The organism is Sphingobium algorifonticola (genome assembly GCF_004005485.1).
Lineage (GTDB): Bacteria > Pseudomonadota > Alphaproteobacteria > Sphingomonadales > Sphingomonadaceae > Sphingobium > Sphingobium algorifonticola.
Map to the genome: position 1 here is coordinate 621,605 of NZ_RZUL01000002.1, position 14,164 is coordinate 635,768.

The 14,164-nt window shown below is 65.3% G+C and carries 14 protein-coding genes; 7 read left to right on the forward strand and 7 right to left on the reverse strand.

All coding sequences use genetic code 11. From position 1 onward, the window contains the following. Positions 1–124: 124 nt before the first annotated feature. From fdxA to ENE74_RS08095, 3 genes are all read right to left on the reverse strand, one after another. Positions 125–463: a ferredoxin FdxA gene (gene fdxA, locus ENE74_RS08085; protein ID WP_127690344.1), complete on the reverse strand. Its 339-nt coding sequence runs from the start codon at positions 461–463 to the stop codon at positions 125–127. 94 nt (positions 464–557) lie between these two features. After that, a complete protein-coding gene (locus tag ENE74_RS08090) occupies positions 558–872 on the reverse strand; it encodes an RNA-binding S4 domain-containing protein (protein WP_127690345.1) in 315 nt (104 codons plus the stop codon). Next, positions 865–3,513: a helicase-related protein gene (locus ENE74_RS08095; protein ID WP_127690346.1), complete on the reverse strand. Its 2,649-nt coding sequence runs from the start codon at positions 3,511–3,513 to the stop codon at positions 865–867. The genes ENE74_RS08090 and ENE74_RS08095 overlap by 8 nt, the downstream gene beginning before the upstream one ends. 230 nt (positions 3,514–3,743) lie before the next feature. Here ENE74_RS08095 and ENE74_RS08100 point away from each other — a divergent pair, with 230 nt between their 5' ends. Both ENE74_RS08100 and folP read left to right on the forward strand, forming a co-directional pair. Next, complete coding sequence (locus tag ENE74_RS08100; protein WP_127690347.1) at positions 3,744–5,264, forward strand: M23 family metallopeptidase; 1,521 nt, start codon at positions 3,744–3,746, stop codon at positions 5,262–5,264. A gap of 79 nt (positions 5,265–5,343) precedes the next feature. Further along, on the forward strand, positions 5,344–6,468 hold the full coding sequence (folP, locus tag ENE74_RS08105) for a dihydropteroate synthase (protein ID WP_127690348.1): 1,125 nt from the start codon (positions 5,344–5,346) through the stop codon (positions 6,466–6,468). A 1-nt stretch (position 6,469) separates the two neighbouring features. Here folP and ENE74_RS08110 read toward each other — a convergent pair whose 3' ends face one another. The 3 genes from ENE74_RS08110 to ENE74_RS08120 all read right to left on the reverse strand — a co-directional run bounded on the left by ENE74_RS08110 (position 6,470) and on the right by ENE74_RS08120 (position 9,448). Beyond that, positions 6,470–7,105 carry a hypothetical protein gene (locus ENE74_RS08110; RefSeq protein WP_127690349.1) on the reverse strand — a complete coding sequence of 212 codons (636 nt, stop codon included), beginning with the start codon at positions 7,103–7,105 and terminating at the stop codon, positions 6,470–6,472. Between the two features lie 54 nt (positions 7,106–7,159). Continuing rightward, positions 7,160–7,927 (reverse strand): SDR family NAD(P)-dependent oxidoreductase, encoded by a 768-nt coding sequence (locus tag ENE74_RS08115; RefSeq protein WP_127690350.1) that lies wholly within the window; start codon positions 7,925–7,927, stop codon positions 7,160–7,162. 105 nt (positions 7,928–8,032) lie between these two features. Next, a complete protein-coding gene (locus tag ENE74_RS08120) occupies positions 8,033–9,448 on the reverse strand; it encodes a sigma-54-dependent transcriptional regulator (protein WP_241241919.1) in 1,416 nt (471 codons plus the stop codon). Between the two features lie 182 nt (positions 9,449–9,630). Between ENE74_RS08120 and ENE74_RS08125 the strand changes: the two genes are divergently transcribed. The 5 genes from ENE74_RS08125 to ENE74_RS08145 all read left to right on the forward strand — a co-directional run bounded on the left by ENE74_RS08125 (position 9,631) and on the right by ENE74_RS08145 (position 13,645). Further along, entirely contained in the window at positions 9,631–9,756 is a 126-nt protein-coding gene (locus tag ENE74_RS08125) for an aa3-type cytochrome c oxidase subunit IV (protein ID WP_127690352.1), read from the forward strand. A gap of 77 nt (positions 9,757–9,833) precedes the next feature. Further along, positions 9,834–10,955 carry an NAD(P) transhydrogenase subunit alpha gene (locus ENE74_RS08130; protein WP_127690353.1) on the forward strand — a complete coding sequence of 374 codons (1,122 nt, stop codon included), beginning with the start codon at positions 9,834–9,836 and terminating at the stop codon, positions 10,953–10,955. Positions 10,956–11,112: 157 nt separating this feature from the next. Then, positions 11,113–11,397, forward strand: coding sequence for an NAD(P) transhydrogenase subunit alpha part 2 (locus ENE74_RS08135; RefSeq protein WP_104952160.1), 285 nt, complete (start codon positions 11,113–11,115; stop codon positions 11,395–11,397). Beyond that, positions 11,397–12,836: an NAD(P)(+) transhydrogenase (Re/Si-specific) subunit beta gene (locus ENE74_RS08140; protein WP_127690354.1), complete on the forward strand. Its 1,440-nt coding sequence runs from the start codon at positions 11,397–11,399 to the stop codon at positions 12,834–12,836. Before ENE74_RS08135 ends, ENE74_RS08140 begins: the two co-directional genes overlap by 1 nt. A gap of 116 nt (positions 12,837–12,952) precedes the next feature. After that, positions 12,953–13,645, forward strand: a complete 693-nt coding sequence (locus tag ENE74_RS08145; protein ID WP_127690630.1) for an aspartate/glutamate racemase family protein — start codon at positions 12,953–12,955, stop codon at positions 13,643–13,645. A 7-nt stretch (positions 13,646–13,652) separates the two neighbouring features. On the opposite strand, the gene ENE74_RS08150 is transcribed toward ENE74_RS08145, so the two are convergent. Further along, the gene (locus ENE74_RS08150) at positions 13,653–14,039 is read right to left on the reverse strand and encodes a DUF2147 domain-containing protein (protein ID WP_127690631.1); all 387 of its coding nucleotides are present in this window, start codon (positions 14,037–14,039) and stop codon (positions 13,653–13,655) included. Positions 14,040–14,164: the final 125 nt, after the last annotated feature.

Below are 14,164 nucleotides of genomic sequence, written 5' to 3' on the forward strand. Positions count from 1 at the left end.
ACGATTTTACTCCACACGGGCGCGACGGCACCCGCTGCTTCTCATCATGTAGCAGATTCGTAATAAAATTACCAGCCTGCGCATCGACCGGCTTTTGCAATGCTTTGCAGCGGTTGTTTCCGCCTCAGTCGCCGGTGCCTGGCTCTGCGGAAAAATACTTCTCGAACTTGCCTTCTTCGCCCTTGTAGGCGTCGGCATCGGCAGGCGCTTCGCCCTTTGTCGTGATGTTGGGCCATTGTGCGGAGAAGGTCGTGTTCAGCTCCAACCACTTCTCCAGCCCGTTTTCGGTATCGGGCAAAATGGCTTCGGCCGGGCATTCAGGTTCGCACACGCCGCAGTCGATGCACTCGCTCGGATTGATGACCAGCATGTTCTCGCCTTCGTAGAAACAGTCGACGGGGCATACTTCGACGCAATCCATATATTTACAGCGGATGCATGCGTCGGTCACGACATAGGTCATCAGTGGGGCCTTTTCCCTGGGTCCGATGCGCTCTGCTATGCTGGCCCTTGCCTTGCGTCAAGCTGGCTGGATATCAAAAAGGCGCTCTATTCCCTCACGAGCCCACAACTATTTCTTCGTAGCAGGTCCGGGCCTCCACCGCTGGTCCGCGCCGGTGGGGAAGGGCGCTGACCCGCACAACGCGGACCTGTGTTCCGCTGGGAAAGGTGATGAGGTCGCCCGGCCGCACGGGGGCGTGGGCGCGATCGACGCGGCGACCGTTGAGGCGCATGTAACCGGCCTCGGCCAGCTTCTGCGCCTGGCTGCGGCTGCTGGCGAGGCGCACGAACCAGAGATATTTGTCGATGCGCTGCGTCGGGCTGGCCGCGCCTGTGCCCTGCGACCGGACGGCATCGGATCGTTCAGCCATTGCGCCCCAGCAGATCGGCAAGCCCGGCAAAGGGCGAGGCGGCCGACGGGGATGGCGCGGATGCCGACGGCGGGGAAGGGGGCGCTGCCGCATCCGGTGCCCCTGTACCGCCCTTGCGATCGGCGCTCTTGCGATCGGTGCGGGAGCGTTCGGCCTTGCCTCCCGCGCGCGGTCCTTGCTGATGTGCCCGGGCCTTCTGCCGGCCGCGAAACACCCAGTTGGGCCCACCCTCTGCGGCGTCCACCGCGCGGAAACCGGCCTCGCGCATCAGGTCCAGAAACCCCGGTTCATGCAGCCCGAGCGAAACGATGCGCGGGTCCGCCGCCACGAAAGGTTCACCCTTCGCAATCGTCTCATGCGCGGCGCAAGCCATGCGTTCTGCCATGTCGATGCGCACATGCTGGCCACCGAAATCGCGGAAGCCGGATTGGCGCGCGCCTGCCTGCGCCTGCGCATCGTCGATCACCAGTAGTGTCGCCCCGGCGGCGGGCAGCGGCAACATCGGGGTGCCGCGGCGCGCACAGCCCAGCGCCATCCGCCATAGCGCCGCACCGGGCTTCAGCAAGCCGGGATGAAAGATGTCGAGAACACCGATGGTGATCCCCGCCCGCCGGATGCGGTAGCGTTCCGTCTTGTCGAGCGGGGCCAGTGCCGGATCGAGATCGATACGCGCGCTGATGCCGCCCGCATCTGCCAGTTGCGCGAAAAAGCCGCGCACCACCGCAGGCGTTTCGGGGTCGATGGCCGCCGCCGCCATCCGCACCAGCGGCAGGATATGCCGTTCCTGTTGCGCCGCCATCCAGGCGGACAGGCGCTCGCTCACGCGCTTCTGGATATCCTGCCCCAGGCCCTGAAGCGCGCGATCCAGGCGGATTTCCGGTGCTGTCAGCGTCGGCCCGGCATGCAAGGTGGCGATCGCCGTGCCATTCCAGAACAGGGCGGGCGCTTCGGCTGCCCCCGGCGCCAGCAGAAAGGCGGCATCCTCCGCCGCCAGCAATTCGTCGGCTTTCACGCGCAATATCGCCCCAAGTCGTTTCTCCGCAGCAGCGAGCAGCATCCGCCTGTCACCCCCGCGTGCATCGGGATCGACCGAGAAACGAAATCCGTCAAGCCGCCCGATGCTTTCGCCGTCCACGCTTACCGCGCCGTTACCATCAATGGTTACCGGCAGTTGCGTGATGTTCTGACCGATATCGCGTAGTAATACAGCAGTACGCCTGTCGACGAACCGTTGCCTGAGTGCGGCATGCAGTGCGTCGGAGAGCTTTTCTTCCAGCGCCCGCGTGCGCTCCGCCATTTCTGCGGGATGTTCGAGCCAGTCGGGACGATGCGCGATATAGGCCCAGGTGCGGACGGCGGCGATTCGCCCGGACAGCGTGTCGATATCGCCCACTACACTGTCCAGCCGCGCGAGATGCTGCGCGAACCAGTCGCGCGGAATATAACCTTTTCCTTCGGACAGAAAGCGCCACAGCCGCGCCACCATCCGCGCATGATGGTCCGACCCCAGTTTCTGGAAATCGGGCAGTCCGCAGGCTGACCACAGGCGCGCCACCTGCTGCCGGTTGCGCGCGCGCTCGCGCACCAGCGGGTCGTCGGCCATGCGTTTCAGCACGGCCAGATCGACCGCTTCGTGTGCGGCGCGCAACTGCGGGGCCTCCGGCCGCGCTTCCAGATCGGCGATCAGCCCGTCCAGCGTGTCGCACCGTGGTGCCCCGTCGCGCCAGTAGAGCATGTCGAGTGGCGGAAAGCGATGCGCCTCGATCGCCTCGATTTCCTCGGGCGTAAAGGCCGCGTCGCTGCCTTCGCCGCCCAGTGATCCGAATGTGCCGTCGCGGTGATGCCGCCCCGCGCGCCCGGCGATCTGCGCCATTTCGGTAATGGAAAGCCGACGGGTGCGATGCCCGTCGAACTTGCGCAGCACGGCAAAGGCGACATGCGATACGTCGAGATTGAGGCCCATGCCGATCGCGTCGGTCGCGACCAGATAATCGACCTGGCCTTCCATGAACATCTTCACCTGCGCATTGCGGGTGCTGGGGGAGAGCGCGCCCATCACCACCGCTGCGCCGCCGCGAAACCGCCGGAGCATCTCGGCCACGGCATAGACTTCCTCCGCCGAAAAGGCGACGATCGCGGAGCGTTTGGGCAGGCGGGAAAGCTTTTTCGCGCCTGCATAGCTCAACGTCGAAAAGCGGGGGCGGCCGATGATCTCGGCCTCGGGCACCAGCTTGCGGACAAGCGGAGCGATGATGGCGGAGCCGAGGATCATCGTCTCCTCGCGCCCGCGTGCGCGCAGCAGCCGATCGGTGAACACATGGCCCCGCTCCGGGTCCGCGCCAAGCTGCGCCTCGTCCAGGGCGACGAAAGCAAAGTCGCCGTCGGTCGGCATGCTTTCCGCTGTGCACAGGAAATAGCGCGCCTTGGGCGGGCAGATTTTCTCCTCGCCGGTAATCAGGGCGACGCTCTCCCGCCCCTTGATCGTGACCACCCGGTCGTAGACTTCACGCGCCAGCAGCCGCAGCGGAAAGCCCATCATGCCGCTGGAATGCCCGCACAAACGCTCGACCGCCAGATGCGTTTTCCCGGTGTTGGTCGGGCCGAGCACGGCAGTGACGGCGGATCGGGCGAACTGGGCCATGCGCTTATGTCGGGGAAGGGCAGGGACGGCGCAAGGGCGTTTCGTGTCAGGCGTCGACTTTGCCGTCGGGTGCCGTACCGAACGGCTATCCGGCACGGTTCGCCGCAGAATCGGTTCCTCCGTCCGGCTATTAAATTGACTTTAACCTTATGTGTTCACAAGCGTAATCCCAATGTCACGGCGCGGGGGCCGTTGGCAACAGCAGAACGAAGTTCCGGGGGGTTGCCGGTTTGTTTCAGAAAAGCGAGTTCGGGTCCGCCCATGGAGGCGCCAGCGCCTCGCTGTGGCTGTCCGGCGCCATCGCCAGTCCGGGACCGCTGACCGAAACGCGCGAATGGCGCACACGCCTGCGCGACTGGGCCGAGGATGTCGATCTTGTCCCCGATTTGGGCCAGCGTGTCGGCAGTCTCACATGGTTCCGCGGCCTCGCGACCTGCACCGCTCTATGTGCGGGTGCCATTGCGCTCTCGCCCGGTTTTGATCCTATTCCCGGTGCGCCCGAACCGATGATGGACGCGCGCCAGTTCGATGAAGTGCGCAGCCAGATGATTACGCCGCTGGCGATGGGCGCAGACAGCGGGCGGCACATGGGTGCGACCGACGCCGTATCGAACCTGCGCGAAACGCCGGAACGTCCGCAAATCGAATTGACCGCGCAGATCGGCAGCGGCGACAGCTTCGCCCGTGCCCTTTCCCGCGCGGGTGTGAGCAGCAGCGATGCCGGCCGGGTGATTGGCCTGACCGGTCTCGACATGCGCGACGCGGCGCTGCGGCCCGGCACACGCCTCGACATCGTGCTTGGCCGCCGTACCAGCCGCGCCATGCCCCGCCCCCTCGAAAGCCTGTCGTTCCGCGCCCGGCTCGATCTGGCGATCGACATCCGGCGCGTCAACGGCGCATTGGTGGCTCAGCGCATTCCGATCCGCGTCGATGATACGCCGCTGCGTATCCGGGGCACCGTTGGCGACAGCATCTACCGCTCGGCCCGTGCCGCGGGTGCGCCGCCCAAGGCGATCCAGGCTTTCCTGCGGACCCTGTCGCAGCAGATCGCGATCGGCGCGGTGGGGGCAGGCGACCGCTACGACATGATCGTCGCCCATCGTCGTGCCGAAACCGGCGAGGCCGAAGTCGGCGATCTGCTCTATGCCGGTCTCGACCGTGCACGGGGCAAGGATATCGACTTGCTGAAATGGACGTCGGGCGGCCGCAGCGAATGGTTCGAGGCGTCGGGCGTCGGCGAACGGCGCGGGGTCCTGTCGCAACCTGTATCCGGTCGCCTGTCGTCTGGCTTCGGCATGCGCCGCCATCCCATTCTCGGCTTCACCCGGATGCACGCGGGGATCGACTTTGCCGCGCATTACGGATCGCCCATCTATGCGGTGACGGACGGTATCGTCGAATATGCCGGGCGGCATGGCGGGCATGGCAATTATGTGAAGCTGCGCCATGGCGGCGGCATCGCCACCGGCTATGCCCATATGAGCCGCATCGCCTCGGTTCCCGGCCAGCGGGTCCGGCGCGGACAGGTGATCGGCTATGTCGGGTCGAGCGGCCTGTCCACCGGGCCGCATCTCCATTACGAACTGTATCGCAACGGGCATGCCGTCAATCCCGCCTCGGTCAGCTTCACAACGACGGCGCAGCTCGCGGGCCGCGATCTTGCCGCTTTCCGGGCGCGCCTGGCGGCATTGAAAGCCATACCCGCGGGCGTGCAGACGGCGCAGGGTGGTGGGTCAGCGCGGGGCAAATAATCCCAAATCCTCCCCGTAAAGGGAGGACTTTTTTGTTCGCCCAATTCCCCCGCGCGCCAAACCCCTCTAAGCCTTGGCCATGAACCCGTCCCAGATCCCTGCTGACGCGCGCCTGACGCTGCGCCCCGTCGGCTTTGTTGACAGCCCTGTTGATCTCGATGGGCGTACGGCGCGCATCGGCACCGGGCTGTCCTGGTTCCAGGCCTATGAAGTCGTGGCGGTGCAGGCGGACGGGCGGCGGATGTTCCGCGATATGATTCCGGTCGTCGACTTTACTGTCTGGTCCGCGCAACTGCCCGATCCGCTGGCGCAGCGCGCCGCCACATTGGTCGCGCGCATCGCCGCGCCTCGCCCGCCGCTGCACCTGGGGGAGCGCATCGTGCGGCTCGATCTGCCGCAGGTCATGGGGATATTGAACGTTACCCCCGACAGCTTTTCGGACGGTGGCAAGCATGCGGGCGATCCGCAGGCAGCGGCCGATGTCGGCTTTGCCATGATGGCGGCAGGCGCGGCGATCGTGGATGTTGGCGGCGAATCCACCCGGCCCGGCGCGGCAAAGCTGTGGGAGGGGGACGAAATCGCCCGCGTGGTGCCCGTCATCGCGCGTCTGGCCGCATCGGGGGTTCCCGTGTCGATCGATACGCGCAAGGCCGCGGTGATGGAGGCGGCGCTCGGGGCAGGGGCGGCCATCGTCAATGATATCAGCGCCTTGCTCCACGACCCGCGCAGTATGGACGTGGTGGCGCAGGCGTCCTGCCCCGTCGTCCTCATGCACGCGCCATCGACCGGCGACGATCCGCATGCGAACGGCGGCGGCTATGGCGATGTCGTCACCGATGTGTTCGACTGGCTGGAGGCACGTATCGCGGCCTGCGAGGCGGCGGGCATCGACCGGGGGCGGATCATCGCCGATCCGGGCCTCGGCTTCGGCAAGTCGCTCACAGACAATCTGGCGCTGGTCAATCGCCTCGCGGTCTTTGCCGGGCTGGGCGTCCCGCTGCTCTTTGGCGGCAGCCGGAAGCGGATGATCGGCGCGCTGTCCAACGAAGCGCCCGCCGCGCAGCGGTTGGGCGGTTCGGTGGCGCTGGCCATGCGCGCGGCCGATCTCGGCGCGCAGATGGTGCGCGTGCATGATGTGCCTGAAACGGTGCAGGCGCTGCACATATGGCGCGGCCTGCGCGACGCCGCGCTGGTGGCGGGATAGATTATCGAGCGGCGTTACTGGCAGGCGCTGGTGCCGGTGGTGCGCCAGCCGCAGCCGGAGCGCCGCCGTCGAAGACCCGCAGGCTGTCGAGCGCGCCTTGCCCGATGGCCTGATATTGTTCGCTCAGCAGTTCGGGATAGACGAAAGTCGCGCTCACCAGCGATCCATCCGCCTTGCGGATGAGGCGCAGGGCGATGTTGTTCCCTTCGCCGTCGTTGGCGGTGCCGCGATACTCGTTCGCGCCGACGAAACGACCCTCCACGCCTTCGGACTGATCGCTCATCGCCTCCACGATCTGTTGCAAATCCTTGTCATCGCTGTTGGCCGACCAGAATATGCGAATGTCCGCCCCCGCGCCGGGGTCTTCCGCGACGACGCCGTCCGTCGTGCTGGCCTGCGCATTGCGCACCCAGCCTTCGGGCAGCGTCAGCGAAAAGCCGCGCGCCGCATTCACGTAATTGCGGCTTTCCTCGGCCGATGCGGCGTTGGCTTCCATGCGTTCGGCGGCATTGTCGGCCGCTGCCTTGGCCGCCGCAGCCAGAGCCTCGCTGTCGGGGACTTCGGAAACAGGTTCCTGCCGCCCGCACGACATCAGGAGCAGGGCAAGGGCGAAGCTGGCGAGCGATTTCTGCATCATGCAGCCAAAGCATAGTGCCGGGCCTATTTCAACCGGCGCGCGCGGCGACCTGCCTCAAAGCCGGTATCCACCGTCGCTTACCAGCACCGATCCGGTCATCATGGCGGCGTCGGCGGAAAGCAGGAAGGCGATTTGCGCGGCTGTTTCGTCCGCCGTGGCGAAGCGTCCGAGCGGAGTCGCCTCGCCCATGGCCGCAAAAGCCGCTTCGGTGCCGCCGCGCCGCTGCGCCAAGTCGTTGAAAAAGGGTGCCTGTTCCCAGATGGCTGTGCGTACACCCCCCGGCGCGATAGCATTGATGCGGATGCCGCGGGCCGCGCCTTCCTTCGCGGCGACCCGCATCAGGTGCAGCGCGCCCGCCTTCGATGCGGCATAGGCGGCGGTGTTGGCCTCTGCCTTGATACCCGCGACCGACGCCGTGACGACAATCGCGCCTGGCCCGCCCATCGCCCGAAACAGGGCCTGAAGCGTCAGGAACACGCCGTCCAGATTGATCGCCATCACCCGGCGCCACGCGGAAAAGTCCATGCTGTCGATGGGCGCGCTGTCGGCGATCCCGGCGTTGGCCACCCCCAGGGTCACGCCTGTCAGGGTGGACTGCGCATGGGTCCAGAACAGCGGGTCGGCGACATCGCCCGCCAGTCGATCGATGACAAGCGCCTCGCCCCGCAATTCCGCCGACGCCTCATTCAGCGCAGCGGCGTCTATGTCGCATAATATCAGGCGGGCCGCACCCTCCTGCGCCAGCCGACGCGCGGTCGCGAGGCCGATGCCGGACGCAGCGCCGGTAATCAGGGCGCTCTGCCCCGCAAAACGGTCCGTCATGGCCCTCTCCCGATCATTGTTGTCGTCGGCGATGGTGGCACAGGGCAGCGAGGACGCCAAGTCGCGTGCGTCGAAACAGCCAGTGCAGGTGCGGCCGCGCGATCGTCAGGCGGCGTTATCGATGCCCAGTTCGGCGAGTTTGCGGTAGAGCGTCGAGCGGCCGATGCCCAGGCGCCGGGCCACTTCGCTCATTCGCCCGCGATAATGGCCGATGGCAAGGCGGATGACGTCCGCCTCGATTTCCGCAAGCTGGCGCACATGGCCGTCGCTTTCGAACAGCGTAATGCCTGCCGCCTCGCGCTGGCTCGTCTGCGGGCTGTGCGGGCCCATGCCGGTCTGACGCGTCACGATCTGCGCGGCGATCTGCGGGAAATCCTGCGGCGTCAGGGCATCGCCCTCGCACAGCACCGCCGCGCGGAACAGCGCGTTCTGCAACTGACGGACATTGCCCGGCCAGTCGTGCCGCATCAGCAAGAGCAGCGCCTCGCTGGTGATGCCCAGGCTGCGCAGGCCCGGCTGTCCGGCGATCCGCTCCAGCAGGTGACGGCAGAGGGCGGGGATATCGGCCGACCGGTCCCGCAGCGGCGGAATGGTGACCTGCACGACGTTCAGGCGATAATAAAGGTCTTCGCGAAAGCGCCCCGCTTCCACTTCGTCGATCAATCGGCGGTTGGTCGCGGCGATGACCCGCACATCGACATGCACCGGCATTCGCGCGCCCAGCGTCTGCACTTCGCCATCCTGCAACACCCGCAACAGCTTGACCTGCGCTTCCAGCGGCAGCTCGCTCACTTCGTCCAGGAATATCGTGCCCATATCGGCATCGACGAAGCGGCCGGGCTGGCGATCGAACGCCCCCGTGAACGCACCCCGTTCATGCCCGAACAGCTCCGATTCAATCAGGTTCGCGGGGATGGCGCCGCAGTTGACTGCCACCATACGCTGGCGAAAACGCGGGGATGCCGCGTGAATGGCGCGGGCGACGACATCCTTGCCGACGCCGCTTTCGCCTTCGATCAGCACGGGAATGCGGGCGCGTGCCGCCTTTGCCGCCACCGCCAGCGCCGCGCGGAACTGGGGCGCTGCGCCCACGATTTCCTCAAAGGCGAGCGGCGCGGAAATCTTTTCGGTCAGCGGCCGCAATTCGCGGCTGTCGGCTGGCGCACTCAGCGTGGCGTTCAGCGCGGCGAGCAGCTGGTCCGGCGCGATCGGTTTGGCCAGATAGTCGGTCGCGCCCGCCCGCATCGCCTGCACGGCGACGGCGACACTGTTGTGCGCGGTGACGATCAGGATGGGGAGCGAGGGGCGCTGCGTCCGAATGTCGCGAATCAGCTCGGCCGGATCATAATCCGGGCTCCACTGGTCGATCAGCACGGCGTCCAGACGCAACCCGTCCTGCGTGCCAAGGGTCGCCATCGCCGTTTCGCCGTCATTGGCGAACAGCGTACGCCAGCCTGCCCGGGCCGCGAGTGCCGACACCAGCCGCCGCTGGGCCGGTTCGTCGTCAATCAGCAGCAGCATTGGCGTTTCGTCACGCAAGCGCCATTCCCCCCTTACTTTCATCAGGAGCACATACGTAGCGGCACAGGGTAAAGACGCGATTAAGTGTGCTACAGGATTCTTTGAAGCGCGGCAGGGTTGAGGGGGGCACGGGTTGACGATAAGAGGTGCGCGACCGAACATTTTTCCCAGGGGAACGACCAATGGCAGCGCATGGTGACATCAAGACCGCTGAAAAGACCTATTCCGCCTTCCTGAACTTCATGAAATGGGGCACGATCGTCAGCGTCGGCCTGACCGCACTCGTGGTCCTGCTGATCGCAAGCTGACATCAGGCGTCGGTCGGGCGCGGACATGCTGAACAGCCGGTCGAGCTTAGTCCGGCGCGGCTTTTGGGGGATGCCAGTTGAAAATTGCGATAGTCAAGGAACAGGCCGCAGGCGAACGGCGTGTCGCCGGCACGCCGGAGACCGTGAAGAAGTTCATCGCTCTGGGCGCGCAAGTCGCCGTTGAGGCCGGGGCAGGCGTTGCCGCCTCGATCGGCGATGATGCCTATGCCGCTGCCGGTGCGCAGGTCGCCGACCGTGCGGCTGTCGTATCGGGTGCGGACATCGTGCTGGGCGTGCAGGCTCCGGCGGCCGATACGCTGGCCGGGGCGAAGCCGGGTGCGCTAGTTGCCGCCAGCTTCAATCCGTTCGGAGAGCGCGCCCGCGTGGATGGCTATGCCGCTGCGGGGCTGGAGGCGCTGGCGATGGAGTTCATGCCCCGCATCACGCGCGCGCAGTCGATGGACATTCTTTCCTCCCAATCGAACCTGTCGGGCTACAAGGCTGTGCTGGACGCCGCTGCCGAATATGACCGCGCCTTCCCGATGATGATGACGGCGGCGGGCACGGTTTCCGCCGCGCGCGTGTTCGTGATGGGCGTGGGCGTCGCAGGGTTGCAGGCGATCGCGACGGCACGCCGTCTGGGCGCGCAGGTTTCTGCCACCGATGTGCGCTCCGCCACGAAGGAACAGATCGAATCGCTGGGTGCCAAGGCGATCTTCGTGGAGAATGTGAAGGGCATCGAAGGCGAAGGATCGGGCGGCTATGCCACCGAAATGTCAGACGAATACAAGGCGGCGCAGGCCGAACTGGTCTCGGCGCATATCGCCAAGCAGGACATCGTCATCACCACCGCACTGATCCCCGGCCGCCCCGCGCCGCGCCTCATCAGCGATGCGCAGATCGCCAGCATGAAGCCGGGCAGCGTGATCGTCGATCTTGCGGTCGAGGCGGGCGGCAATGTCGAAGGCGCGGTCGCGGGCGAAGTCGTCGAGAAGCATGGCGTCAAGATCGTGGGGCACCGCAACGTCCCCTCGCGCGTCGCGGCAGACACGTCGGCGCTTTTCTCGCGCAACCTCTACAACTTCCTCTCCGCCTTCTGGGACAAGGAAAAGAACGCCCCCATCCTCGACGAGGAAATCGGCATCGCCATCCGCCTTACGCAAGGCGGCAAGGTCGTGAACGAAAGGCTGTTGGGGTGAGTGGGGCTTCTTGCACTACTCATGCTCGTCACCCTGAACTTGTTTCAGGGTCCATTAGCGCAGGCTTATGGGCGTCATTGCCCAGTCAGAGCCGATGGATGCTAAAACAAGTTCAGCATGACAGCACGAATACTGAAGCATCTTAGGGGGGAGTGGCGTGGACTTCGTATCAATTTTATCCATCTTCGTGATGGCCTGTTTCGTGGGCTATTATGTGGTGTGGTCGGTGACGCCTGCGCTGCATACGCCGCTGATGGCCGTCACCAACGCCATTTCCTCCGTCATCATCGTCGGCGCGCTGGTAGCCTCGGCTGAGGCGGGCAGCGCAGCGGCGAAATATCTGGGGCTGCTCGCGGTGGTGTTCGCCTCCGTCAACATCTTCGGTGGCTTTGCCGTGACCGAGCGGATGCTCGCGATGTACAAGAAGAAGGAGCGCAAGTGATGCACGAAGCCGTTGCTTCCGTTCCGCCCTTCGTTGCGCTGGCCTATCTGGTCGCGGGCGTCCTGTTCATCTTGGCGTTGCGCGGGCTTTCCAGCCCCGCGACCAGCCGCACCGGCAACCGGTTCGGCATGGCGGGGATGGCGATTGCGGTCGCCACCACGCTCTACACGCATGACATCGCCAATCTGCCGGAAATCATCGGCGCGATCGCCATCGGCGGCGTGATCGGCTTCATCACTGCGCGCAAGATCGCGATGACCGACATGCCGCAGCTTGTCGCCGCTTTTCACAGTCTCGTTGGCCTCGCTGCGGTGCTGGTGGGGGCCGCAGCCTATCTCAACCCCGGCGCATTCGGGATTTTGGATGCCGCCACGCAACAGATTCACAACGCCAGCCGGATCGAACTGGGGCTGGGCGTTGCGATCGGTGCCATTACCTTTTCCGGGTCGGTCATCGCCTTCCTGAAACTGAATGGCAACATGTCGGGCAAACCGATCCTGCTGCCTGCGCGTCACGCCATCAACCTGGGCACGCTGGCGGCGATCCTTGGCCTCATCGCCTGGTATTTCGTGCTGCCCGCACCGACGTTGACCGCCCCCTGGCTGTTCTGGGTCGTCATCGGCCTCAGCTTCGCCATCGGCTTCCTGCTCATCATCCCCATCGGCGGGGCAGACATGCCGGTGGTGGTGTCGATGCTCAACAGCTATTCGGGCTGGGCCGCAGCCGCGATGGGCTTCACGCTGGGCAACAGCGCGATGATTATCACCGGCGCGCTGGTCGGCTCGTCGGGCGCGATCCTCAGCTACATCATGTGCAAGGCCATGAACCGCAGCTTCATCAGCGTCATTGCGGGCGGCTTCGGCGCGGATGCGGGGCCGGCTGGCGCAGGCGGGGCGGTGGTCGATCGTCCGTACAAGCGTGGTTCGGCCGAGGACGCAGCCTTCCTGATGAAACAGGCGGACAGCGTCATCATCGTGCCGGGCTATGGCATGGCGGTCAGCCAGGCGCAGCATGCGTTGCGCGAGATGGGCGACCTGCTCAAGAAGGAGGGCGTCAGCGTCAAATATGCGATCCACCCCGTCGCGGGCCGCATGCCGGGGCACATGAACGTGCTGCTGGCCGAAGCCAATGTCCCCTATGACGAAGTGTTCGAGCTGGAGGACATCAACGGCGAGTTCGGCCAGGCCGACGTTGCCTTCGTCATCGGCGCGAACGACGTCACCAATCCGGCGGCCAAGACCGACAAGACATCGCCGATCTACGGCATGCCGATCCTGGACGTCGCCAATGCCAAGTCGGTGCTGTTCGTAAAGCGGTCGATGGGCGGCGCAGGCTATGCCGGGGTCGACAACGACGTCTTCTATATGGACAACACAATGATGCTGCTGGCCGACGCGAAAAAGATGGTCGAGGAAATCGTGAAGGGGCTTGCCCACTAAACAAAGTCCCGGTTTTTTCGCGTCATTCCAGCGAAAGCTGGAATCTGCCTTCTCTTTCGCGCTAGGGGAGAAGCGAGATCCCGGCGTTCGCCGGGATGACGAAACGAAGGACCGTGATGCGCAAAATCGGATTGATCGGCGGGCTGAGCTGGACGTCCACCGCCCGCTATTACCAGATCATCAACGAAATGGTCGCGCGGGCAAAAGGCGGGTTTCACAGTGCCCCACTGCTGATCGAGAGCCTCGATTTCGCCGAAGTTGCCCGCTGTGCCACTACCGACGACTGGGATTGCGCTTCGGGTCAGCTGATCGGCGCGGCGCAGCGGCTGGAACAGGCCGGCGCGGAGGCGCTGCTCATTTGCGCCAATTCGATGCACAAGGTCTATGATGCCGTTGCCGCGTCGGTCGCCGTGCCGATCATCCATATCGCCGAAGTGGTCGGCGAGAAGATGCACGCCGATGGCGTCAAATCCGCCGCGCTGATAGGCACGCGCAACGTGATGACCGAAAAATTCTATCGGCAACGCCTCGTGGCCCATGGGGTCTCGCTGCTCCCCGCCGACATGGACCTGGCCGACCGTATCGACCGCATCGTCTACGACGAACTGGTCCATGGCAAGGCGACGCGCGAATCCGAACGGTTCATGAAGTCGGAACTGACCGACATCGCGAAGGAACAGGTACAGGCCGTGGTTCTGGCCTGTACCGAGCTGGAAATGATCGTCGACGTGAAGGCCAATGTCCTGCCGATCTACGACTGTACCAGCCTCCACGCAAAGGCCGGCGCAGCGTTTATCCTTCAGGAATAGGCACCGCTCACCGCACCGCGCGCCATGTCTGCGTGCGGCAGAAGAAAGCAATGCAGCCCTGGACCTTGAGTGTCCCGTCGGCATTGCGCGACAGTTTCGATGCATAGGTCTTGCCCGATTCGGGATCGTAGATGCGGCCTTTCCACAGGCTGCCCGAATCGGTGAATCCGGTCAGGATGGTCAGCCCCTCGATCGGGCGCGCGCGCAACGCGACATCGGGATTGTTGGCGTCGTTCTGCGGCGCACCGGGCGTGGGCTTGACGACCTTTGCGATGCGACCGCAGACGGCCTGGCCGCAGGGGCCGATCTGGACGATCGCCTTCCCGCCCTCGGTGCTCCATCGGCCGGATATCGGCTGCGCTGCCGACAGGGCGGGGGGTGCGGCGGCAGCCATCGTGGCGATAGCAACGGCCAATATGCGGGGTTTCAGGGGATGGTCCTTTCGCAATTCCTGCCGCTTCGTCATAAAGCTGGCACGCATGCGCGGCTAGACCCGTTGCGACGGATGGTGCAGCGAGC

What these genes read in the sequence shown, in the direction of transcription:
- fdxA (WP_127690344.1), bottom strand. Translation starts at nt 463, where the DNA reads ATGACCTATGTCGTGACCGACGCATGCATCCGCTGTAAATATATGGAT.
- ENE74_RS08090 (WP_127690345.1), bottom strand. Translation starts at nt 872, where the DNA reads ATGGCTGAACGATCCGATGCCGTCCGGTCGCAGGGCACAGGCGCGGCC.
- ENE74_RS08095 (WP_127690346.1), bottom strand. Translation starts at nt 3,513, where the DNA reads ATGGCCCAGTTCGCCCGATCCGCCGTCACTGCCGTGCTCGGCCCGACC.
- folP (WP_127690348.1), top strand. Translation starts at nt 5,344, where the DNA reads ATGAACCCGTCCCAGATCCCTGCTGACGCGCGCCTGACGCTGCGCCCC.
- ENE74_RS08110 (WP_127690349.1), bottom strand. Translation starts at nt 7,105, where the DNA reads ATGATGCAGAAATCGCTCGCCAGCTTCGCCCTTGCCCTGCTCCTGATG.
- ENE74_RS08115 (WP_127690350.1), bottom strand. Translation starts at nt 7,927, where the DNA reads ATGACGGACCGTTTTGCGGGGCAGAGCGCCCTGATTACCGGCGCTGCG.
- ENE74_RS08120 (WP_241241919.1), bottom strand. Translation starts at nt 9,448, where the DNA reads ATGCTGCTGCTGATTGACGACGAACCGGCCCAGCGGCGGCTGGTGTCG.
- ENE74_RS08125 (WP_127690352.1), top strand. Translation starts at nt 9,631, where the DNA reads ATGGCAGCGCATGGTGACATCAAGACCGCTGAAAAGACCTATTCCGCC.
- ENE74_RS08140 (WP_127690354.1), top strand. Translation starts at nt 11,397, where the DNA reads ATGCACGAAGCCGTTGCTTCCGTTCCGCCCTTCGTTGCGCTGGCCTAT.
- ENE74_RS08145 (WP_127690630.1), top strand. Translation starts at nt 12,953, where the DNA reads ATGCGCAAAATCGGATTGATCGGCGGGCTGAGCTGGACGTCCACCGCC.
- ENE74_RS08150 (WP_127690631.1), bottom strand. Translation starts at nt 14,039, where the DNA reads ATGGCTGCCGCCGCACCCCCCGCCCTGTCGGCAGCGCAGCCGATATCC.